Here is a 20,417-nt window from a genome sequence, read left to right on the forward strand (position 1 = left end):
CGACGGCCGGGGTGGGCAGCACGCCCACGCGCAGCACGTCGACACCGCGGGAGGCGAGGCCCGAGGCGATGGCGGCGTCGAGCATCTCGCCGGAGACGCGCGGGTCGCGTCCGATGATGGCGAGCGGGCGGCGCTCGAAGGATTCGCGGTCGCCCGTGAACACCTCGGCGGCCGCCTGCCCCAGCTTCAAGGCCAGGATCGGTGTCAGCTTCTGGTTCGCGAGGCCGCGAACTCCGTCGGTACCAAAGAGTCGAGTCATGTGTTCAATTATGCACCGTAGGTGCAGCCTGCTCCTCGTTAGGGCAGAGTCACCCCCTGCTCATGCCCCCTCGCACGCCGTGCGAGCCGGGTTCTGGATGTGCTGCTACTAGGTCGACCGGTCTACGCGGTCGTAGCTCGGCGGGAGGGATTCCATGAACCACGTACAGGCGTGGTAGCGCTCAAGCAGGATGCCTTCTTCCTGCCCAGTAAGCTCACGCGCCGTATCCGGGATCGGCGCACCCTGGGAGCGCCGCAGCGAGAAGGCGCGCTCCCACGCCTCGCACATCTCCTGCGACGAGCACGGCGGCGGGAGGGGGAACGCCGTGGAAGGTAGGGTCCGTGAGCCGCGAGGGGTCGAGCACGTGCTCACCCCCGGCATTGCACAGCGTCCCGTCCGGAAAGAGGGCGATGTGTTGGCCTCCCGCGCCCACTCCGCAAGGCTGCCGATGCCCCCATCGCGCGCCAGGTCCGCGTCCTATAAAGGGGACCTCCTCGCGCACGGTGGAATAGGCGTTGAGAATGAGCTCCCTGCCTGTCATGCTACCCAGCGGCCCGTGGGGCGAGCTGGAAAACGGCGAAAGCCGCCGCTTCCACGCGGGAAGCAGCGGCAGACACGCAGTAAGAGCAAAGATTAACGCTTGGAGTACTGCGGGGCACGACGTGCCTTGTGCAGACCAGCCTTCTTGCGCTCCACGGCACGAGCGTCACGAGTGAGCAGGCCGGCCTTCTTCAGGGCAGCGCGGTCACCCGGGTTGTAGACGTTGAGTGCGCGGGCGATGGCCAGACGCAGTGCGCCAGCCTGGCCGGTCGGGCCGCCACCGTTGACGGTGACCTTGATGTCGAACTGACCCTCACGCTCAAGCAGCGTCAGCGGAAGGAGGATGTCCTGCTGGTGCAGCTTGTTCGGGAAGTAGTTGTCGAAGGAACGACCGTTGACGACGATCTCGCCAGAGCCAGCGACCATGCGGACGCGGGCGACGGCGCGCTTACGACGACCGACGGTCTGGATCGGGCCCTCGTAGTACGCCGGGGCAGCAGCCTCGGTCTCCTCAGCGGCCGGTGCGAGCTGGTCACCGATGGTGTTGGTGAACTCCTCGGTTGCGGCGGTAGCTGCAGCGATGTCAGCAGCGTCGGCTACGTTGTTGTCGATGTTCTGCTCGGTCATTACTGTGCCACCTGCTTAAACTCGAAGGTCTCCGGCTTCTGACCGGCGTACGGGTGCTCCTCGCCTGCGAAGACGTGGAGCTTCTTGACGGCGGCGTCATTGAGCTTGTTGTGCGGCATCATGCCACGCACAGCTTCTTCGATGACGCGGACCGGGTTGGTGTCCAGGGACTGGCCCAGGGTCATGGTCTTCAGACCACCCGGGTAGCCAGAGTGGCGGTAACGCATCTCGCGCTCACGCTTGTTGGAGGACACGTGGACCTTGTCGGCGTTGATGATGACGATGTGGTCGCCGCAATCAACGTTGGGTGCGTACTGCGGCTTGTGCTTGCCACGCAGCATATCTGCCGCGGTGGAAGCAAGCTTGCCCAGCACCACATCGGTAGCGTCGATGACGTACCACTGGCGGGTGATGTCACCGCTCTTCGGGTGGAAAGTAGACAAGATGACTCCTTTAAAAGTCTCTTAAGTAGGCTGCCGGCCATCGCTGTGAACCTTGACTTCCCCACTGCAGCGGCCGGTGGAGACCTGTAGGAGGAAGCTCGCGCAGCACATCACAGCGCGCGCGAAGAACACACAGGATGAAAATTCTAACCCGACCAGCGGCTAAAACCCAAAACGCCGTATTCCCCGAGCCGGGCGAGCACCGCGGCATCCGCGGGATGAGCGCGTGTGATGGGCTGGCCGAGGACCGCGACGAGGGCGATGCGCTGGGTGACGACGAGGGAGGCATCGGAAAGCGGGTGCTCGCGCCAGAAGTCCGCGTGGGCGGCGCGCCAGGCGGCGACATCGGTAAAGCCCTCGCCCTCGGCGCGGGCGAAGTCAGCGTCGATGTCGCCAAATGCGCGCAGCTCGACGTCGGTGGTGCGCAGGACCGCGACGGGCGCACCCGCGGAGTCGAGGAGGATCTCGCCCTCGCCCACGCGTGGCAGAGGCTCGTCGCCGTACGCGGCGTGGAGAGAGGACGTTGCGGTCTTTGCGCCAGCAAGGATGGCAGCGACGAGCTCGTCGCGCAGCGGGCCGGGCAGGCCGTACTCGCCCAGGGTGAAGCCGTTGAATTCGGTCATGGCAACAGTCTAAACGCGCGCAGCGCCCCGCCGAAGTTCGGCGAGGCGCTGCGTGGCAGGCGGGATTATTCCCACTCGATGGTTCCCGGCGGCTTGGACGTGCAGTCCAGCACGACGCGGTTGACGTCTTTCACTTCGTTCGTGATGCGCGTGGAGATCTTCTCCAGCACGTCGTACGGCAGGCGGGTCCAGTCCGCGGTCATGGCGTCCTCAGAAGACACCGGACGCAGGACGATCGGGTGGCCGTAGGTGCGGCCGTCGCCCTGGACACCCACGGAGCGGACGTCGGCGAGCAGCACGACCGGGCACTGCCAGATCTCGTTATCGAGGCCAGCAGCGGTAAGCTCCGTGCGCGCAATAAGGTCGGCCTGGCGCAGCGTCTCCAAACGGTCTGCGGTGACCTCGCCAATAATGCGGATGCCCAGGCCCGGGCCCGGGAACGGCTGGCGGCCGACGATCTCGTCCGGCAGTCCGAGCTCGCGGCCCACGGCGCGGACCTCGTCCTTGAACAGGAGGCGCAGCGGCTCGACAAGGGTGAACTCGACGTCGTCCGGCAGACCGCCCACGTTGTGGTGGCTCTTGATATTCGCGGTGCCGTCGCCGCCGCCGGACTCCACGACGTCCGGGTACAAGGTGCCCTGGACGAGGAAATCGACGGTGGAGTTAGCGGGGGCATCGGCAAGCACGCCTGCGACGGCGCGCTCGAAGGAGCGGATGAACTCCGCGCCGATGGCCTTGCGCTTGGCCTCCGGCTCCGTGACGCCGGCGAGCTTGTTGAGGAAAGCCTCGCGCTCGTCGACAGTGACGAGCTTCGCGCCCGTCGACTCGACGAAGTCGTGCTCGACCTGCTCGCGCTCGCCCGCANCAGTCTAAACGCGCGCAGCGCCCCGCCGAAGTTCGGCGAGGCGCTGCGTGGCAGGCGGGATTATTCCCACTCGATGGTTCCCGGCGGCTTGGACGTGCAGTCCAGCACGACGCGGTTGACGTCTTTCACTTCGTTCGTGATGCGCGTGGAGATCTTCTCCAGCACGTCGTACGGCAGGCGGGTCCAGTCCGCGGTCATGGCGTCCTCAGAAGACACCGGACGCAGGACGATCGGGTGGCCGTAGGTGCGGCCGTCGCCCTGGACACCCACGGAGCGGACGTCGGCGAGCAGCACGACCGGGCACTGCCAGATCTCGTTATCGAGGCCAGCAGCGGTAAGCTCCGTGCGCGCAATAAGGTCGGCCTGGCGCAGCGTCTCCAAACGGTCTGCGGTGACCTCGCCAATAATGCGGATGCCCAGGCCCGGGCCCGGGAACGGCTGGCGGCCGACGATCTCGTCCGGCAGTCCGAGCTCGCGGCCCACGGCGCGGACCTCGTCCTTGAACAGGAGGCGCAGCGGCTCGACAAGGGTGAACTCGACGTCGTCCGGCAGACCGCCCACGTTGTGGTGGCTCTTGATATTCGCGGTGCCGTCGCCGCCGCCGGACTCCACGACGTCCGGGTACAAGGTGCCCTGGACGAGGAAATCGACGGTGGAGTTAGCGGGGGCATCGGCAAGCACGCCTGCGACGGCGCGCTCGAAGGAGCGGATGAACTCCGCGCCGATGGCCTTGCGCTTGGCCTCCGGCTCCGTGACGCCGGCGAGCTTGTTGAGGAAAGCCTCGCGCTCGTCGACAGTGACGAGCTTCGCGCCCGTCGACTCGACGAAGTCGTGCTCGACCTGCTCGCGCTCGCCCGCACGCAGCAGGCCGTGGTCGACGAAGACGCAGGTGAGGCGGTCGCCGATGGCGCGCTGCACGAGGGCAGCAGCCACGGCGGAATCCACGCCGCCCGACAAGCCGCAAATCGCGCGGCCGTCCGGGCCGACCTGCTCGCGGACCTGCTCGATGAGCTGATCAGCGATGTTGTCCGCGGTCCAGTTCTGTTCGAGGCCAGCGACCTCGGTGAGGAAGCGGGTAAGCACCTTCTGACCATGGTCGGAGTGCATGACCTCCGGGTGGTACTGGACGCCGGCCATGTGCTTGGTCAGGCACTCGAACGCGGCGACTGGGGCACCGGCAGAGGTCGCGGTGACCTCGAAGCCCTCCGGGGCCTTCGTCACGGAGTCACCGTGGGACATCCAAGCGTTGTGCTTTTCTTCGAGACCCTCGTGCAGGACGCCGCCGGAGACGGTGATCTCGGTGCGGCCGTACTCGCGGGCGCCGGTCGCAGCGACGGTGCCGCCGAGTGCCTGCGTCATGGCCTGGAAGCCATAGCAGATGCCAAAGACCGGGATGCCCAGCTCGAGCAGCTCCGGCTTGAGCACCGGGGCGCCATCCTCGTAGACCGACGAAGGACCGCCGGAGAGGACGAGCGCGGCCGGGTTCTTGGCCTTGATTTCTTCTACAGATGCGGAATTCGGGACGACCTCGGAGTAGATGTTGGCCTCGCGCACGCGGCGAGCAATAAGCTGCGCGTACTGGGCGCCAAAGTCCACGACGAGGACGGGGCGTGGATGAGTAGTAGTCACGCGCTACAGTCTAACGCATGCGCCCCTGTCTTCTTCCCCCAGCCGTCGCGTTGGTGTGCGCGCTCGCCGGATGCCACGCTGCGCCGACGACCGCCGGGCTCACGGGCGTGCTCGACGAGGCGGGCATCCCGCCCGTCACGGTCACGGCGGAAGAGCTCTTCGGCCACGAGTGGGACGCGTTCGCGGTCCGCGACGACGAGGTGACGCTGTGGCGCGACGGAATCGCGGAACACGTCCCAATGAACGACGGCATGGTGACGTTCGGTGACCGCGACATCGCGCGCTCCCCCATGTCGACGAAGCTCACTTTCGATAACGAGGGCCGCTGGATTTTCCTCGACGACTAACGCGCGGCCGCCGCGAGCGCCGCGCGGAACGCCACCAGCGCGGGGTGATGCTCGCGGCCGACAGAAACTGCGGTGTACAGCGTGCGCGCGAGTCGCCCGGGAAGCTCAACGACGCGGACGCCAAAGATGTTGGGCAGCAGCAACTCCGGCACGATCGATACCGCGTGGCCGCCCCGCACGAGATGGGCGTGCAGAAACGGATCTGGCGTCTGAAAGGCGAAATTCGGCTCGAACCCATGCCGGCGGCACAGCGCTCGAGCAAAATGCCCGACGGCCTGATCCGGAGGGTCGATGGCAAAGGGCACGCCCTCCAGCTCCGGCAGCTCCAAGCCCGACCAAGGGCCGGTCTCCGGCGTGATGAGGTACATCGGGTCGCGCGTGAGCGTCTCGCGGTGCATGTTTCCGTCCGTCGGCGGGACGTCGCCCGGATAATCCTCGCCGAGAATGAGGTCGACCTCACGGCGCACGAGCAGCTCCGCGGCGGTGTACATATCGTGTTGGATGACCTCGACTGTTAGTTCAGGGAACTCGACGGCCAGCTGGGTCAGGGCCGCGGGCAAGAGGGAGGAGAGAACCGTTTGAAAACTCGTCACCCGGATCGTCCCGTGCACCTGTGACGTCGACGCGGCGACGGCGGACGCGGCCTCATCGGCCAGCGCGAGCATGCGTTCGGCGTAGTCTGCGAGCACCTCGCCCTGCTCCGTGAGCCGCAGGCGCCGGCCCACGCGCTCCGTCAGCCGCGCTCCCGCGTCGCGTTCGCACGCCGCGAGCTGCTGCGAGACCGCCGAATGCGTGTAGTGCAGCGAGTCCGCCACAGCGGTGACGGTCCCAAGCCGTCGCAGCTCGGCGAGGATACGCAGGCGACGGAGATCCAACATGCCCAAAAGGTTAGCATCTCTAACAGTTAATCTGCGTAAAGTTTAGTTAGTCCGACGGTTTGCTATCCGTCACACTAGACGCATGAAGGAAATCCTGTGCATCATCGGCTCGTGTATCTCGCTCCAGCTCGGCGCCGCCCTCACCGTCCAGCTGTTTCCTGTTGCCAGCACGTGGGGAACCGCTATCGTGCGCCTCGTCACCGCTGGGATGCTGCTATGCGCGCTGGTGCGCCCGCGCGTTAGCCGCTGGACACGCACGCAATGGGGCGCTGTCGTGCTGTTTGGCGCGTCGCTCGGACTCATGAATGGCTTCTTCTACGCGGCCATCGGCCGCATCCCGCTGGGCACAGCCATAACCATCGAGTTCCTCGGCCCTCTCCTGCTTGCCGCGGTGCTCTCGCGTTCGCTTGCCGATGCCCTCTGCGTCCTCCTCGCTCTCTGCGGCATAGCTTTGCTCGGGTTGGACTCGCTCACGGGTTCCACGCTCGATCCGGTAGGCGCCGTCTTTGCGCTCATCGCTGGAGGGTTTTGGGTCTGTTACATCCTCGCTTCCCAACGCGCGGGCAGGCTCGTTCCAGGCCAAGGCGGACTCGCCGTAGCGCTGCTTCTGGGTGGGGTGGTGCTGGTGCCCCTGGGGGCACCGGGAGCCGCGACCATTACCACCGACCCGTCGCTGTTGCTGCTCGCAGCGGGCACGGGGCTGCTTGCCTCGCTCATCCCCTACTCGCTCGAGCTCGCGGCCTTGCGCGGCTTGACGCCTAATGCCTTCTCCGTGCTTATCGCGCTCGAGCCCGTCTTCGCCGCGTTCTTCGGGTGGCTGTTACTCGCCCAGCCGGTCACGGTGCTCAAGGGAGCAGCGGTGTGCCTGGTCGTTGCCGCGTCAATTCTCCAGACCCTGACGACGAGCCGCCGGCGACCGAAGAAACCCGCGTCCCTGGAGCCTGTTAGCTGTTAGAGGTCGGCGACTTTGACGCCGCTGCGTGGACGCGAGCCCCAGGAGACAAACGCCCCCACCGCCACGCCGATGACCACGCCGACCAAAATATCGGTGAGCCAGTGCACGCCCACATACATACGAGCCAGCGCGCTAGCTACGGCGAATGCCCACGCCCACGGCTTGCGAATGACCATCGCCAGCGCAAAGATGGCGACCGTGTGCGCCGAGGGCATGCCGGAATCCACGACCTGGGTCAGCTGGTAGAACTCCGGCGGACGCGGCCGGTCGATGATCCATTTGAGAACCAACGCGGTGACCTCGCCCAGTCCCACTGCGAAGGCCGGACTCCAGCGTCGCGAATACAGCCCCCACGCCAACACCGCGAGGAAGAGCCAACGCGGTGTCAACAGGTGGCTGAAGATGACGGTGGGATCGTTAAGCCACTCGATGCGATGGTTGTAAACGAAATCTAATACTGCTTGATCCATAGTGAGATGCGCACGCGGGAAAGACGCCGCGTTAACGGACGGCGAGACCGACCTTCTGGAAAGCCTTCAGATCGGTGTACCCACACTTGGCCATGGCGCGCTTCAAGCCGCCGACCAGGTTGAGCAAGCCATGCGGCTCGTTGGACGGGCCGTGAAGGACGACCTCGAGGCTGGGGCGATCGGCCGCCACGGAGGCATCGGGAAGCACCTCGAGCGAGTAGAGATCCGAGGACTCGATGACGCCGCGCGGGAAGCGCGGGTGGCCCGCCGTCGACGGCCAGTAGAAGCCCTGGCCGCCAGCCTCGGCCGCGCGGGCGAGGACGGGGCCGAGCACGACGGCATCGGCACCGCAAGCAATGGCCTTGGCGATGTCCGCGGAGGTGAAGATGTCTCCATCAGCGAGGATGTGGACGTAGCGGCCACCGGTCTCGTCAAGATAGTCGCGGCGCGCGGCAGCAACGTCTGCGATGGTGGTGGCCATGGGCACGTCGATACCCACGGTCTCCGCGTTGGTGTTCACGCCGGAGCCGACGATGATGCCCGCCGCGCCCGCGCGCATGAGGTGCAGGGCGGTGGTGTAATCCGCCACGCCGCCCGCGATAACCGGGGTATCGATGGAGCCGATGAACTCCTTGAGGTTGAGCGGCTCCCCGCCCTGCTGGACGTGCTCAGCGGAAATGAGCGTGCCCTGGATAAACAGGATCTCCGCGCCCGCCTTGATGACGACGGGAGCGAGCTCACGGGCACGCTGCGGCGAGACGCGCACGGCCACGGTCACACCGGCATCACGAACCTGCGCGATGCGCTCGGCGAGCAGCTCCTCGTTAAGCGGAGCCGCGTGGAGCTCTTGGAGTACCGACAGGTCGGTGGAGTTCTCGGCGACGCGGGCCAGCGCACCCTCGAGGTCCTCGTGGCGTCCCCACAGGCCCTCGGCGTTGATGACGCCTAGGCCGCCTTGCTTGCCCATCTCGATGATGAACTCCGGCGTCGCCAGCGCATCCGTGGGGTGCGAGACGAGCGGGGTGTCGAAGGTGTAGGCGTCGATGTGCCAGGTGGTGTCGACGTCTTTCGAGGAACGAGTGCGGCGGGTCGGGACGAGCGAGACCTGCGCTAGGTCGTAGGTGCGGCGAGCCTCGCGGCCGATGCCAATTTCAACGTAGTCGCGCATGGATAATCCTTAGCGGTAGTTCGGGGCTTCGATGATCTGCTGCAGGTGGTGCGGGTGGGATTCCTTGAGACCCGCGGCGGTAATCTGCACGAAGCGCTTGGTCTTGAGCTCCTCGAGGTTCGCGGAACCGGTGTAGCCCATCGAGGCACGCAGGCCGCCGATGACCTGGTGAACGATGGCATCCATGTCGCCGCGGAACGGCACGCGTCCCTCCACGCCTTCCGGCACGAGCTTGTCCTCGCTCTTGACGTCTGCCTGGAAGTAGCGGTCCTTGGAGAAGGAACGCTTCTCGCCGGACAGGCCACGGCCCTGCATGGCGCCCATGGAGCCCATGCCGCGGTAGCGCTTGTACTGCTTGCCGTTCACGACGACGATGTCGCCGGGGGCCTCGGTGGTGCCAGCGAACATGGAGCCGAGCATGACGGTGTCAGCACCGGCCGCGAGTGCCTTGGCGATGTCGCCAGAGTACTGCATGCCGCCGTCGCCGATGATCGGGATGCCCGCCGGGCCCGCGACCGCGGCGGCTTCCATGATGGCGGTAATCTGCGGCGCGCCGACGCCAGCGACCACGCGGGTGGTGCAGATGGAGCCCGGGCCGATGCCGACCTTGATGGCGTCCGCGCCAGCGGCGATCATGTCGCGCGCCGCCTCGCGGGTGGCGAGGTTGCCGCCCACGACGTCGATCTTCGCACCGAAGTCCTTCTGCACGCGGGAGACCATCTCGAGCACGNTCGACGGCCAGTAGAAGCCCTGGCCGCCAGCCTCGGCCGCGCGGGCGAGGACGGGGCCGAGCACGACGGCATCGGCACCGCAAGCAATGGCCTTGGCGATGTCCGCGGAGGTGAAGATGTCTCCATCAGCGAGGATGTGGACGTAGCGGCCACCGGTCTCGTCAAGATAGTCGCGGCGCGCGGCAGCAACGTCTGCGATGGTGGTGGCCATGGGCACGTCGATACCCACGGTCTCCGCGTTGGTGTTCACGCCGGAGCCGACGATGATGCCCGCCGCGCCCGCGCGCATGAGGTGCAGGGCGGTGGTGTAATCCGCCACGCCGCCCGCGATAACCGGGGTATCGATGGAGCCGATGAACTCCTTGAGGTTGAGCGGCTCCCCGCCCTGCTGGACGTGCTCAGCGGAAATGAGCGTGCCCTGGATAAACAGGATCTCCGCGCCCGCCTTGATGACGACGGGAGCGAGCTCACGGGCACGCTGCGGCGAGACGCGCACGGCCACGGTCACACCGGCATCACGAACCTGCGCGATGCGCTCGGCGAGCAGCTCCTCGTTAAGCGGAGCCGCGTGGAGCTCTTGGAGTACCGACAGGTCGGTGGAGTTCTCGGCGACGCGGGCCAGCGCACCCTCGAGGTCCTCGTGGCGTCCCCACAGGCCCTCGGCGTTGATGACGCCTAGGCCGCCTTGCTTGCCCATCTCGATGATGAACTCCGGCGTCGCCAGCGCATCCGTGGGGTGCGAGACGAGCGGGGTGTCGAAGGTGTAGGCGTCGATGTGCCAGGTGGTGTCGACGTCTTTCGAGGAACGAGTGCGGCGGGTCGGGACGAGCGAGACCTGCGCTAGGTCGTAGGTGCGGCGAGCCTCGCGGCCGATGCCAATTTCAACGTAGTCGCGCATGGATAATCCTTAGCGGTAGTTCGGGGCTTCGATGATCTGCTGCAGGTGGTGCGGGTGGGATTCCTTGAGACCCGCGGCGGTAATCTGCACGAAGCGCTTGGTCTTGAGCTCCTCGAGGTTCGCGGAACCGGTGTAGCCCATCGAGGCACGCAGGCCGCCGATGACCTGGTGAACGATGGCATCCATGTCGCCGCGGAACGGCACGCGTCCCTCCACGCCTTCCGGCACGAGCTTGTCCTCGCTCTTGACGTCTGCCTGGAAGTAGCGGTCCTTGGAGAAGGAACGCTTCTCGCCGGACAGGCCACGGCCCTGCATGGCGCCCATGGAGCCCATGCCGCGGTAGCGCTTGTACTGCTTGCCGTTCACGACGACGATGTCGCCGGGGGCCTCGGTGGTGCCAGCGAACATGGAGCCGAGCATGACGGTGTCAGCACCGGCCGCGAGTGCCTTGGCGATGTCGCCAGAGTACTGCATGCCGCCGTCGCCGATGATCGGGATGCCCGCCGGGCCCGCGACCGCGGCGGCTTCCATGATGGCGGTAATCTGCGGCGCGCCGACGCCAGCGACCACGCGGGTGGTGCAGATGGAGCCCGGGCCGATGCCGACCTTGATGGCGTCCGCGCCAGCGGCGATCATGTCGCGCGCCGCCTCGCGGGTGGCGAGGTTGCCGCCCACGACGTCGATCTTCGCACCGAAGTCCTTCTGCACGCGGGAGACCATCTCGAGCACGCGGTTGTTGTGCGCGTGGGCGGAGTCGACGACGAGGACGTCGACGCCCGCGTCGACGAGTGCGCCGGCGCGGTTGTACGCGTCCTCGCCGGTGCCGATGCCCGCGGCAACGAGCAGGCGGCCGGAGTCGTCCTTCGAAGCGTTGGGGAACTGCTCGGTCTTGACGAAGTCCTTGACGGTGATAAGGCCGACGAGCTTGTTGTTCGCGTCGACGATGGGCAGTTTTTCAACCTTATTGGTGGAAAGCAACGCCAGCGCCTCGTCCTTCGTCACACCTTCCTTGGCGACGACGAGCGGCATGGGCGTCATAATCTCAGAGACCTTGCGCGAGTAGTCCGGCTCGAAGCGCATGTCGCGGTTGGTGCAGATACCCAACAGGATGCCATCCGCGTCGACTACCGGCAGGCCGGAGATGCGGAAGCGGGCGCAGAGGTCGTCGACTTCCTGGATGGTCATATCCGGCGTCGCGGTGACCGGATCCGTGACCATGCCCGATTCGGAGCGCTTCACAATCTCTACCTGCTGTGCTTGATCCTCCGTGGACAGGTTGCGGTGGAGCACGCCGATGCCGCCCTGGCGGGCCATCGCAATAGCCATCCGCGCCTCGGTAACGGTGTCCATCGCGGCCGATACCAGTGGGACGCCCAGGCGAATATTGCGCGTGAATTGAGCCGACGTCTCTACCTCGGAAGGAACGATGTTGGATTCGGCCGGAAGCAGAAGGACATCGTCAAAGGTCAAGCCGTAGAGAGCAACCTTATTCGGGTCGTCCCCACCGGTGTGAATACGAGAATCGGTCATGCGAAGCAGTCTCCTAACATATGCGGCATCAAACAAGGCTGATAGTGCCTTTTACTGTAGTCTTTTCGACTCTCAAGGGGGAATTGCGCAATAGCGCACGGCCCCCTAGGCTCGATCGGGTGAACTTTTTCGCGAATATGCCCCGCGATCCCTTCGCGGATGATCCCAACGACCCCGCGTCCTTCTTGGAAGAAGAGGACACCGTCGAGCCGTTGAGCCCTGAGGAACGCGCCGCGGTCGAACACGACCTAAAGCTCGTCCAGGAATTCGCCCGCGTCCTCGGCCCCCGCGGCGTCGACGGCGTGTTCTTCTTCTGCGAAGACTGCGGCGAAGACCACTTCTACGAGTGGGACATCATGGCCGCCAACATGCGCTCGACGCTGGGCAACGAGCTCGCGCCCGTCCATGAGCCCGGCGCCCAGCCCGACCCGTCGCGCTACGTCCCGTGGGACTACGCGCTGGGCTACCTCGACGGACTCGAGGGCCGCTAGCCCCGCCGCAACGCACGCGCCACACGCAGCGTGCAACACGACAAACCCGGCGACCATGTGGTCGCCGGGTTCTTCGCTGTCGGTGTCGTCGGCCTAGATGTCGTCTGCGGCGCCGACGCGGTCGCCGTTGGCGTCACGGACGGCATCGGCAGCAGAATTGCCCGCGTTACCGGAGTTACCGCCGTTGGAGACGCCCATGTTCGGATCATCGGCCACGGCGGTCTCCGTCTGCAGCGGTTCCGGGGCCTGCGTCGCCGACGTACCTCCGTCCGCGGACGGCTCAGTCGAACCGATGCCTTCCTCGCCTTGGCTCGGAGCCTGGACGGTTTCCGTCTGGACGAGGGTCTGCGTGACGGTGCCGGGCTCGGCGGTGGACGAGGGGGCATCGGAAGCCGGGGGCGTCACGGTAACCGTCACCGTGATTTTCTGGCTGCGCTGCTGCTCGAGACGCTTTTCAGCGGCCTCCAGCTTGGCCACGACCTCAGGAGACGGATCCTTGAGCTTCTTGCGCGTATCGGACAGTACGGCACGCGCGCCCTCGATATCGCCTTGGGCAACCTTGTCCTGCATCTCCTCGAGCGAGGAGGCGAGCTCCACCTCTGCAGCGTCCTGCGACTTGCCAAAGACGGACTCGTTGAGACCATGAAGCGGCGAGCCGGGACCGGCGTTATAGATCACAGCGCCAGACCCCGCGAGAAGCACGGTCGCAGCGGCAGCCCCGATAAGACCGGAGGCCCAGGGGCTGACGCGACGGCGACGCCGCGCGGCAGCAAGAGAGATTACTTCGGGCTCTTGGTCCGCGCCCTCAACAACGGGTGCTGGCGGCATGGGAGCCTCGACTTCGTCACGCAGTTCGAGGAACAGCGCTGCCAGCGGGTCGTCGCCCGCTGAGGGATCGTTGCCCAAGGAAAGTTCGGTGAGGAATGCGTCGTCATCGACGAGCGGCTGGAGCTGTGCGGCGATGTCTTGGGTCTCCGCATCATTGCGCTTAGCCATTCAGCTCACTCCTTTCCTGGATATAAAATATTAATGAAATCACGCGCGCTCAGCCTGCTGAGAGGAAACGGCTTTACGCAGTTGGGATAGCGCACGATGCTGCGCAACACGGACCGCGCCTGGAGTTGAACCGACGATCTCCGCCGTCTCTTCTGCGGAGAGACCGACGAAGACGCGGAGAATAACGATGTCGCGGGCCTTGTCGCTTAATGTATCGAGCAACGCGCGCACCTTGTTACTTCCGTCGGCTTCTAAAGCCGCTTCCTCGGGAGTGTTCTCCGTCGCAGTGGAATCCGGGACGTCCTCGGTGGGCAGGGAATGGTCACGACCCATCGCTCGGTGCGCATCTGTCACCTTGTTAAACGCGATGCCGTAGACGAACGACATAAACGGGCGTCCTTTGTCTTCGTAGCCAGAAATGGCGGTGGAGACGGCGAGGCAGATTTCCTGCGTCACGTCTTCGGCCGTGGGCTGACGCCCGCCGCCAATGCGCGCACGGCAATAGCGCAGCACCTGCGGATAAATAATCGCGAGAAGCTTCTGCAGCGCACGTTTATTACCGTCAACGGCCAACGGCACCAGGCCGTCGAGCTCAGAGTCGGTGTCGCTCACTTGTCACCATCCCTCACGCGAAAGTCGTTCCCAGCTTTTAACATATTGGCACAATCTCGTGAAAGAAACACAAACAGCCGCGTGGGTTTTAAAGAAGGAGGAAAATTCACCAATCTTTAACCTTTCTTATCTTCGCAGGTAGACCCCCTCCGGCGCGGCGCCGCACACCGCACGCCATGCGAAGGCAACCCACGGTTCAACAACCGTTCATGTCGCGGGTAGACACTTCCTATCTCGTACGACACGCCGCGATGCGTGAAGGTCTAACACAAGGAGACAGAAGGAACGTGGCTCAGCCTCAATTCCTGCCGGGACCTACTTCCGAGCTGTGGGAGTGGCAATTGCACGGCGCGTGCCGTGGCGAGAACTCGGACGTTTTCTACCATCCGGACGGCGAGCGCGGCCGCGCGCGTGCCCAGCGCGAGAACCGTGCCAAGGCGATTTGCAGCGGCTGCCCCGTCATTGAGCTGTGCCGCGAGCATGCGCTCGCCTCGGCTGAGCCTTACGGCGTGTGGGGCGGCATGAGCGAGACCGAGCGCACCATTGCGCTGCGTTCCCGCCGCAACCGCGCCAAGGTCACCGTCTAGCTTGCCGATGCCCCCTCGACATACGTCGCCAGATACTTTCCGGTGAGACTGTCGCCGGGGTCGGCGGCGAGTGCGCGGGGGCTTGCCTGCGCGATAACGCGGCCGCCGGCGCTGCCGGCGCTGGTCCCGAGATCGATGACGTGGTCGGCGCGCGCGACGACGGCGAGGTGGTGTTCGACCGCGATGACGGTCATGCCCTCATCGACGAAGCGGTCGATGAGCCGCACGAGCGTGTCGATGTCCGCGAGATGGAGGCCGGTAGTCGGCTCGTCGAGGACGATGACGTCGACGGGATCGGCGGGCGCCTTCTTCGCGCGGCGCGCTGTGGCGAGTTCGCCGAGGTGGACCGCGAGCTTGAGGCGCTGACGCTCGCCGCCCGAGAGCGTGGTGAGCGACTGTCCGAGCGTGAGGTAGCTAAGCCCCACGGCGACGAGGTCGTCGCAGATGCGCGCGGCGGCGGTGACCTTCGCGGCGCGGAGGAACTCGGCGGCGCGGGCGGCGGGCAGCTCGAGGACGTCTGCGATAGTGAGTGACTCCTCGCCGGCGGTGAGCCGGAAGTCGAGGACGGCGTCGGCGAAGCGTCGGCCTTCGCAGACTTCGCAGGGCACGTCGACGCCGGACATGAAGCCGAGTTCGACGAAGACCGTGCCGGCGCCGTTGCAGTTCGGGCACGCGCCCTCAGAGTTCGCGGAGAAGAGCGCGGGTTTGACGCCATTGGCCTTGGCAAAGGCGCTGCGGATGGAATCGAGCGCGCCGGTGTACGTCGCGGGATTGGAGCGGCGCGAGCCCTTGATGGGTTTCTGGTCCACGAGCAGGAACGAACCCGGCAGGCAGTCCATGAGTGAGGACTTGCCGGAGCCCGCGATGCCTGTGATGCACGTGAAGACGCCGCGCGGGATGTCGACGTCGACGTCGCGCAGATTATTCTTCGACGCGCCGCGGACCTCGATGGCGCCGGTGGGCTCGCGCACGGTGTCTTTAAAGTGGGCGCGGTCGGCGAGGTGACGGCTCGTTGCAGACTCCGCCGACGCGCCAGCGGCGGCGACTGCGCGCAACTCGGCGACGGTGCCGGCGAACATGATTTCGCCGCCCTCACTGCCGGCGCCGGGTCCGAGATCCACGACGTAATCGGCGAGCTCGATAATTTCCGGCTTGTGCTCGACGACGAGGACGGTGTTGCCCTTGTCGCGCAGCACGAGCAGCAGGCGGCCGAGCCGCGCGATGTCGTGCGGGTGAAGGCCGGCGGTCGGCTCGTCGAAGACGTAGATGGCATCCGTGAGCGCCGATGAGAGGTGTCGCACCATGCGGGTGCGCTGCGCCTCGCCACCAGACAGCGTGCCCGCTGGGCGGTCGAGCGTGAGATAACCTAGCCCCAGCTCGATGGCGTTGCGCAGGGACTGCGCGATGGAGTCGACGAGCGGGGCGACCTGCGGCAGACTGAGGGCGTCGAGCCAGGCGAGGGCATCGGAAAGCTCGAGCGCGCAGACGTCTGCGATGGACTTACCTGCGAGCTGTGAGTGGCGGGCGTGCTGAGCCAGGCGCGTGCCCTCGCAGGCGGGGCAGGTCACGAACTGGACGGCGCGCTCGACGAACTCTCGGACGTGCTTCTGGAGACTCGCCGGGTCCTTGGCGAGCATCGAGCCGCGCATGCGAGGCAGCAGGCCCTGGTAGCTCACGTTGATGCCGCCCAGCTTCGTCTTGATGCCGTCGAGTTCAAGCAGCGCGTGCCGCTGTTCCTCGGTGAACTCGCGGACGGGGACGTCCGTGGGATAGAGGCCGGACTGGGTGTAGGCCTTCCACGTCCACGAGCCGACCTTGAGGCCGGGTAGGAGGATGGCGCCGTCGTCAAGGAAGAGCGATTCGTCCACGACGGCGGAAAGATCGATGTCGGAGACGGTGCCGCGGCCCTCGCACGTGGGGCACATGCCGCCGGTCCTCTCGAATCGCGTGAGCTCCTTCTTCTTTCCGTTGACGGACATGCCGCCTTGGGCAGAGACGGAGGGCACGTTGAAAGAGTAGGCGCCGGGGCCGCCCGCGCGGGGCTCGGCGGCGCGGGAGAAGAGCACGCGCAGCGCCGGCGTGATGTCCGTGGCGGTACCAAACGTCGAGCGCGCGTTGGCGGCCATGGGCTCCTGCCCCACGATGACGGCGGCGGTGAGCCCCTCCAGGCGGTCGACATCCGGGCGCGGCAGGGATTGCATGAAGCCCTGGACGAAGCCGGGGTAGGTCTCGTTGACCAGGCGCTGCGACTCCGCGGCGATGGTGTCGAAAACGAGAGAGGACTTGCCGGAGCCCGACACGCCGGTGAAGACGGTGAGCTGGCGCTTGGGGATGTCGACGGAGACGCCGCGCAGGTTGTTATCGCGCGCGCCGGTCACACGGATGAAATCATGCACGTGCATCATCATAAAACGCGTGCAACCCCGTCCACGGGTGGACGGGGCTGGCGGCGAGCCGATTAATTAGTGGTGGTGACCGGCGGCGGGGGCCGGGGTCTCCTCGGCAGGCTTCTCCACGACCGAGGCTTCGGTCGTGAGAATCATGCGTGCGNGGCGCTGGTCCCGAGATCGATGACGTGGTCGGCGCGCGCGACGACGGCGAGGTGGTGTTCGACCGCGATGACGGTCATGCCCTCATCGACGAAGCGGTCGATGAGCCGCACGAGCGTGTCGATGTCCGCGAGATGGAGGCCGGTAGTCGGCTCGTCGAGGACGATGACGTCGACGGGATCGGCGGGCGCCTTCTTCGCGCGGCGCGCTGTGGCGAGTTCGCCGAGGTGGACCGCGAGCTTGAGGCGCTGACGCTCGCCNCGGAGTGCGTCACCTTCACCGGGTCGATGATGCCCTGCTCGATGAGGTTGCCGTACTCGAGCGTCGCGGCGTTGAGGCCCTCGCCGTTGGCAAGGTCAGCGACGTGCGCGACGGCGACGGAGCCGTCCAGGCCGGCGTTCTGGGCAATCCAGTAGGCCGGACGCGTGAGCGCGCGGGCCACGGAGAGCACGCCGATCTTGGCCTCGCCCTCGAAGTCCTCGGCGAATTTGTCGAGCTCAGCGGAAATCTGGACGAGTGCGGAGCCGCCGCCAGCGATGACGCCTTCCTCGACAGCTGCGCGGGCCGCGTTGATGGCGTCCTCGACGCGGAGCTTGCGCTCGTTGACCTCGGTCTCGGTTGCAGCGCCGACGCGGATGACCGCGACACCGCCGGACAGCTTGGCCAAGCGCTCCTCGAGCTTCTCACGGTCCCACGTGGAGTCCGTGCGCTCAATCTCGCGGCGCAGCTGCTCGCGGCGCTCCTCGACGGCCTCCTTGGTGCCAGCACCGTCGACGATGACGGTGTCTTCCTTGGAGACGGTGACGCGGCGTGCAGAACCCAGCACCTCGAGACCGACCTCGTTGAGGTTGATGCCCACCTCCGGGTCGACGACGGTGGCGCCGGTGACGACAGCCAGGTCATCCATGAAGCCCTTGCGGCGCTCGCCGAAGTACGGCGCCTTGACGGCGGCGACCTTAAGGGTCTTGCGGATGGAGTTGACGACGAGTGCCTGAAGCGGCTCGCCCTCGATATCCTCGGCAATGATGAGCGTCGGGCGGGAGGACTCAGCGATCTTCTCGAGCAGCGGCAGGAAGTCCGGCAGCGAGGAGATCTTGTTGCGCACCAGCAGGATTGCGGCGTTGTCGAGGACCGCGTTGTAGGTCTCCTCTTCCGTCGCGAAGTACGGGGAGAGGTAGCCCTTGTCGAAAGAAATACCCTCGGTCACGTCGACCGTGGACTCCATGGACTGGGACTCCTCGACGGTAACGACGCCGTCCTTGCCCACCTTATCCATGGCGCCGGCGACCATCTCGCCGACCTCCGAGTCGCGGGAGGAGACGGTGGCGACCTGCGCGATATCGCGCGAGGACGCGACCGGCGTGGCGCGCTTCTTCAGCTCTTCCACGGCCTTCTCCGCCGCGGCCTGAATACCGCGGTTGAGCTCGACCGGGTTGGCGCCGGCGGCCACGTTGCGCAGGCCCTCGTAGACGAGCGCCTGGGCGAGCAGCGTCGCCGTCGTGGTGCCGTCACCGGCGATGTCGTTGGTCTTCACAGCCACGGACTTCACGAGCTGGGCACCGAGATTCTCAAACGGATCGTCCAGATCGATGTCGCGGGCGATGGTCACACCGTCATTGGTGACGGTCGGGCCGCCAAAAGCCTTCGACAAGACAACGTTGCGGCCGCGGGGGCCGAGGGTGACCTTGACGGCATCGGCAAGCGTGTCCACGCCGCGCTGAATGCCCGCGCGAGCCTCCTGATCGAATGCAATAAGTTTGGGCATACGGGCCTACTTTTCGACGACGGCGAGCAGGTCGCGAGCCGACAGCAGCAGGTACTCCTGGCCGTCGTACTTCAGCTCGGTTCCGCCGTACTTGGAGAACACGACCACGTCGCCCTCCTTGACGCCGACCGGGATGACCTCGCCCTTGTCGTTGGTGCGGCCCGGGCCGACGGCCACGACGGTAGCCTCCTGCGGCTTCTCCTTGGCGGAGTCCGGGATAACCAGGCCAGAGGCGGTGGTGGTCTCAGCTTCGACGATCTGGACGAGGACCTTGTCTTCCAGCGGCTTGATGTTTGCCATGATGATCCTTTCGAAATGAATCAGTGTAGTTGTATGTGCCGGTTGCATTCTTTTCTGCCAGCACAGCCGTCGTCGCGGGTGAACAACTGTGAGTCAAACAACCTTCCTAGCACTCTACCCCCGTGACTGCTAGCTCTCAACACAAACGAGTGCCAGGAAGTTCGCCCTGCGCGAACGGCCCGCCACCTGCGCTTATCACGCGGGCGACGGGCCGATTGTGGGGGCGAGCATTCTCGCCGGACGAGTTAGAGCTGCTTGTCGGAGTTCATGACCGCAGCGCGCCACAGCTGGTATTCCTCCGGCTGGTCTTCGCGGTAGTTCTTCACCGCGCGCACGCCGTTTTCCACGGCGGCAATGACGACATCGATAGGCTCGTCCTGCCCCTCGGCGTCGACGAAGATCACCGGGCCGCAGATGGCACGGATGGGATCCTGGAGGAAGGCCGAGTTGCCCGTCGCCGCGGCGTTGCGCGCGAGCGAGGCCACCGGGTTCGGCTCGGCGCCCTCCGCCTTTGCATTCGGGTTGAACAGTGCCGCGTACGTCGAGCCGTCATCCTGGAAAGCCACGGCCACGCGGTCTTCCGTAGCACCGCCCAGGAACTGCTGGGCGTGCTCAAGCTCGAAGTCGATCTGGCGGCGGGTGAGGTCCGGGTTAACGAGGTAGCCGGTGGTCATAGTATGTCTCCTTGCGAAAGGGGCGGGATCATGTAAACCGTACCGCCCAGAGAGCAATTTCGCGCGCCGAGAACATTCATTCTCACATACATGTACAACGCCGCGCTCCGCCGTTCCCCGAAAACGAAGAGCCGCCCATGGCCGAGCTTTATCCTTCCACCGGGGTGGTCACGGACACGTCCTCAGACTTGTGGAAGGAAGAAAACCCTCAACGAGGCGCGCGAAAGTGGCAGTCACGGATGTCGTTTACTACGACTGGCCTCGAAGTGTTACGTCGACACTATCGAGTACAAACGCTGTGTAAGGAACACAGCGTCGGCCGCTACCCCACCGGCAGGACGAGCGGCGTTTCGACCTCGAGCGCCGTGTCCGTACCGCAGGCCAGACCCGAAGGCTGCGCACCCTCGTGGATGAGCTGGGCGGCGACGGCGGCGATCATCACGCCATTGTCCGTGCACAGGCGGAACGGCGGGACGCGCA

18 protein-coding genes and 7 pseudogenes are annotated in these 20,417 nt (G+C 65.8%); 4 read left to right on the plus strand and 21 right to left on the minus strand.

Features of this window, described 5'->3' with window-relative positions:
- The 7 genes and pseudogenes from BN9444_RS00005 to guaA (BN9444_RS00035) form a co-directional block, all read right to left on the minus strand.
- A pseudogene (locus BN9444_RS00005) lies at nucleotides 1–259 on the minus strand (phosphoglucosamine mutase); the annotation flags it as partial.
- 108 nt (nucleotides 260–367) lie between these two features.
- On the minus strand, nucleotides 368–547 hold the full coding sequence (locus tag BN9444_RS00010) for a hypothetical protein (protein WP_068801215.1): 180 nt from the start codon (nucleotides 545–547) through the stop codon (nucleotides 368–370).
- Nucleotides 548–892: 345 nt separating this feature from the next.
- Nucleotides 893–1,426 (minus strand): 30S ribosomal protein S9, encoded by a 534-nt coding sequence (gene rpsI, locus BN9444_RS00015; protein WP_068801216.1) that lies wholly within the window; start codon nucleotides 1,424–1,426, stop codon nucleotides 893–895.
- On the minus strand, nucleotides 1,426–1,869 hold the full coding sequence (gene rplM / locus BN9444_RS00020; RefSeq protein WP_066486240.1) for a 50S ribosomal protein L13: 444 nt from the start codon (nucleotides 1,867–1,869) through the stop codon (nucleotides 1,426–1,428). Before rplM ends, rpsI begins: the two co-directional genes overlap by 1 nt.
- Nucleotides 1,870–2,015: 146 nt before the next feature.
- Complete coding sequence (locus BN9444_RS00025; protein WP_068801217.1) at nucleotides 2,016–2,492, minus strand: ASCH domain-containing protein; 477 nt, start codon at nucleotides 2,490–2,492, stop codon at nucleotides 2,016–2,018.
- A gap of 65 nt (nucleotides 2,493–2,557) precedes the next feature.
- Nucleotides 2,558–3,355 (minus strand): annotated as a pseudogene (gene guaA, locus BN9444_RS00030) (glutamine-hydrolyzing GMP synthase); the annotation flags it as partial.
- Nucleotides 3,356–3,417: 62 nt separating this feature from the next.
- Nucleotides 3,418–4,986, minus strand: a complete 1,569-nt coding sequence (gene guaA / locus BN9444_RS00035; protein WP_066486117.1) for a glutamine-hydrolyzing GMP synthase — start codon at nucleotides 4,984–4,986, stop codon at nucleotides 3,418–3,420.
- A 17-nt stretch (nucleotides 4,987–5,003) separates the two neighbouring features.
- On the opposite strand from guaA (BN9444_RS00035), the gene BN9444_RS00040 reads away from it, so the two are divergent.
- Entirely contained in the window at nucleotides 5,004–5,333 is a 330-nt protein-coding gene (locus tag BN9444_RS00040; RefSeq protein WP_066486120.1) for a hypothetical protein, read from the plus strand.
- Here BN9444_RS00040 and BN9444_RS00045 read toward each other — a convergent pair.
- Nucleotides 5,330–6,211 (minus strand): LysR family transcriptional regulator, encoded by an 882-nt coding sequence (locus BN9444_RS00045; RefSeq protein WP_066511053.1) that lies wholly within the window; start codon nucleotides 6,209–6,211, stop codon nucleotides 5,330–5,332. The two genes, BN9444_RS00040 and BN9444_RS00045, sit on opposite strands and share 4 nt — an antisense overlap.
- Before the next feature lie 82 nt (nucleotides 6,212–6,293).
- On the opposite strand from BN9444_RS00045, the gene BN9444_RS00050 reads away from it, so the two are divergent.
- Entirely contained in the window at nucleotides 6,294–7,166 is an 873-nt protein-coding gene (locus BN9444_RS00050; protein WP_068801218.1) for an EamA family transporter, read from the plus strand.
- On the opposite strand, the gene BN9444_RS00055 is transcribed toward BN9444_RS00050, so the two are convergent.
- From BN9444_RS00055 to guaB (BN9444_RS00070), 5 genes and pseudogenes are all read right to left on the minus strand, one after another.
- Nucleotides 7,163–7,636, minus strand: coding sequence for a phosphatase PAP2 family protein (locus BN9444_RS00055; RefSeq protein ID WP_066486146.1), 474 nt, complete (start codon nucleotides 7,634–7,636; stop codon nucleotides 7,163–7,165). The two genes, BN9444_RS00050 and BN9444_RS00055, sit on opposite strands and share 4 nt — an antisense overlap.
- 31 nt (nucleotides 7,637–7,667) lie before the next feature.
- Nucleotides 7,668–8,804 carry a GuaB3 family IMP dehydrogenase-related protein gene (locus BN9444_RS00060; protein ID WP_066486149.1) on the minus strand — a complete coding sequence of 379 codons (1,137 nt, stop codon included), beginning with the start codon at nucleotides 8,802–8,804 and terminating at the stop codon, nucleotides 7,668–7,670.
- A 9-nt stretch (nucleotides 8,805–8,813) separates the two neighbouring features.
- A pseudogene (guaB, locus tag BN9444_RS15620) lies at nucleotides 8,814–9,533 on the minus strand (IMP dehydrogenase); the annotation flags it as partial.
- Nucleotides 9,534–9,536: 3 nt separating this feature from the next.
- Nucleotides 9,537–10,433, minus strand: a pseudogene (locus tag BN9444_RS15625) (GuaB3 family IMP dehydrogenase-related protein); the annotation flags it as partial.
- Nucleotides 10,434–10,442: 9 nt separating this feature from the next.
- Complete coding sequence (guaB, locus tag BN9444_RS00070) at nucleotides 10,443–11,963, minus strand: IMP dehydrogenase (protein WP_066511062.1); 1,521 nt, start codon at nucleotides 11,961–11,963, stop codon at nucleotides 10,443–10,445.
- A 119-nt stretch (nucleotides 11,964–12,082) separates the two neighbouring features.
- Between guaB (BN9444_RS00070) and BN9444_RS00075 the strand changes: the two genes are divergently transcribed.
- Entirely contained in the window at nucleotides 12,083–12,454 is a 372-nt protein-coding gene (locus BN9444_RS00075; protein WP_066486154.1) for a DUF5319 domain-containing protein, read from the plus strand.
- Between the two features lie 93 nt (nucleotides 12,455–12,547).
- Here BN9444_RS00075 and BN9444_RS00080 read toward each other — a convergent pair whose 3' ends face one another.
- Nucleotides 12,548–13,450: a hypothetical protein gene (locus BN9444_RS00080; RefSeq protein ID WP_068801220.1), complete on the minus strand. Its 903-nt coding sequence runs from the start codon at nucleotides 13,448–13,450 to the stop codon at nucleotides 12,548–12,550.
- A gap of 39 nt (nucleotides 13,451–13,489) precedes the next feature.
- Nucleotides 13,490–14,062, minus strand: coding sequence for a sigma-70 family RNA polymerase sigma factor (locus BN9444_RS00085; RefSeq protein ID WP_068801221.1), 573 nt, complete (start codon nucleotides 14,060–14,062; stop codon nucleotides 13,490–13,492).
- Between the two features lie 287 nt (nucleotides 14,063–14,349).
- On the opposite strand from BN9444_RS00085, the gene BN9444_RS00090 reads away from it, so the two are divergent.
- Nucleotides 14,350–14,649 (plus strand): WhiB family transcriptional regulator, encoded by a 300-nt coding sequence (locus BN9444_RS00090; protein WP_066486158.1) that lies wholly within the window; start codon nucleotides 14,350–14,352, stop codon nucleotides 14,647–14,649.
- On the opposite strand, the gene BN9444_RS00095 is transcribed toward BN9444_RS00090, so the two are convergent.
- From BN9444_RS00095 to BN9444_RS14910, 6 genes and pseudogenes are all read right to left on the minus strand, one after another.
- Nucleotides 14,646–17,051: an excinuclease ABC subunit UvrA gene (locus BN9444_RS00095; protein WP_068801458.1), complete on the minus strand. Its 2,406-nt coding sequence runs from the start codon at nucleotides 17,049–17,051 to the stop codon at nucleotides 14,646–14,648. The two genes, BN9444_RS00090 and BN9444_RS00095, sit on opposite strands and share 4 nt — an antisense overlap.
- Nucleotides 17,052–17,194: 143 nt before the next feature.
- Nucleotides 17,195–17,458 (minus strand): annotated as a pseudogene (locus BN9444_RS13960) (hypothetical protein); the annotation flags it as partial.
- Nucleotides 17,437–18,963 (minus strand): annotated as a pseudogene (groL, locus tag BN9444_RS00100) (chaperonin GroEL); the annotation flags it as partial. The pseudogenes groL and BN9444_RS13960, both read right to left, overlap by 22 nt.
- Nucleotides 18,964–18,969: 6 nt before the next feature.
- Nucleotides 18,970–19,269, minus strand: coding sequence for a co-chaperone GroES (gene groES, locus BN9444_RS00105; RefSeq protein WP_181734627.1), 300 nt, complete (start codon nucleotides 19,267–19,269; stop codon nucleotides 18,970–18,972).
- A gap of 239 nt (nucleotides 19,270–19,508) precedes the next feature.
- Complete coding sequence (locus BN9444_RS00110) at nucleotides 19,509–19,937, minus strand: hypothetical protein (RefSeq protein WP_066486172.1); 429 nt, start codon at nucleotides 19,935–19,937, stop codon at nucleotides 19,509–19,511.
- A 322-nt stretch (nucleotides 19,938–20,259) separates the two neighbouring features.
- Nucleotides 20,260–20,417, minus strand: a pseudogene (locus BN9444_RS14910) (tRNA (adenosine(37)-N6)-threonylcarbamoyltransferase complex transferase subunit TsaD); the annotation flags it as partial.

It is taken from the genome of Corynebacterium phoceense (assembly GCF_900092335.1).
GTDB lineage: Bacteria > Actinomycetota > Actinomycetes > Mycobacteriales > Mycobacteriaceae > Corynebacterium > Corynebacterium phoceense.

What these genes read in the sequence shown, in the direction of transcription:
- BN9444_RS00010 (WP_068801215.1), bottom strand. Translation starts at nt 547, where the DNA reads ATGTGCGAGGCGTGGGAGCGCGCCTTCTCGCTGCGGCGCTCCCAGGGT.
- rpsI (WP_068801216.1), bottom strand. Translation starts at nt 1,426, where the DNA reads ATGACCGAGCAGAACATCGACAACAACGTAGCCGACGCTGCTGACATC.
- BN9444_RS00025 (WP_068801217.1), bottom strand. Translation starts at nt 2,492, where the DNA reads ATGACCGAATTCAACGGCTTCACCCTGGGCGAGTACGGCCTGCCCGGC.
- BN9444_RS00040 (WP_066486120.1), top strand. Translation starts at nt 5,004, where the DNA reads ATGCGCCCCTGTCTTCTTCCCCCAGCCGTCGCGTTGGTGTGCGCGCTC.
- BN9444_RS00045 (WP_066511053.1), bottom strand. Translation starts at nt 6,211, where the DNA reads ATGTTGGATCTCCGTCGCCTGCGTATCCTCGCCGAGCTGCGACGGCTT.
- BN9444_RS00050 (WP_068801218.1), top strand. Translation starts at nt 6,294, where the DNA reads ATGAAGGAAATCCTGTGCATCATCGGCTCGTGTATCTCGCTCCAGCTC.
- BN9444_RS00055 (WP_066486146.1), bottom strand. Translation starts at nt 7,636, where the DNA reads ATGGATCAAGCAGTATTAGATTTCGTTTACAACCATCGCATCGAGTGG.
- BN9444_RS00060 (WP_066486149.1), bottom strand. Translation starts at nt 8,804, where the DNA reads ATGCGCGACTACGTTGAAATTGGCATCGGCCGCGAGGCTCGCCGCACC.
- guaB (WP_066511062.1), bottom strand. Translation starts at nt 11,963, where the DNA reads ATGACCGATTCTCGTATTCACACCGGTGGGGACGACCCGAATAAGGTT.
- BN9444_RS00080 (WP_068801220.1), bottom strand. Translation starts at nt 13,450, where the DNA reads ATGGCTAAGCGCAATGATGCGGAGACCCAAGACATCGCCGCACAGCTC.
- BN9444_RS00095 (WP_068801458.1), bottom strand. Translation starts at nt 17,051, where the DNA reads ATGCACGTGCATGATTTCATCCGTGTGACCGGCGCGCGCGATAACAAC.
- BN9444_RS00110 (WP_066486172.1), bottom strand. Translation starts at nt 19,937, where the DNA reads ATGACCACCGGCTACCTCGTTAACCCGGACCTCACCCGCCGCCAGATC.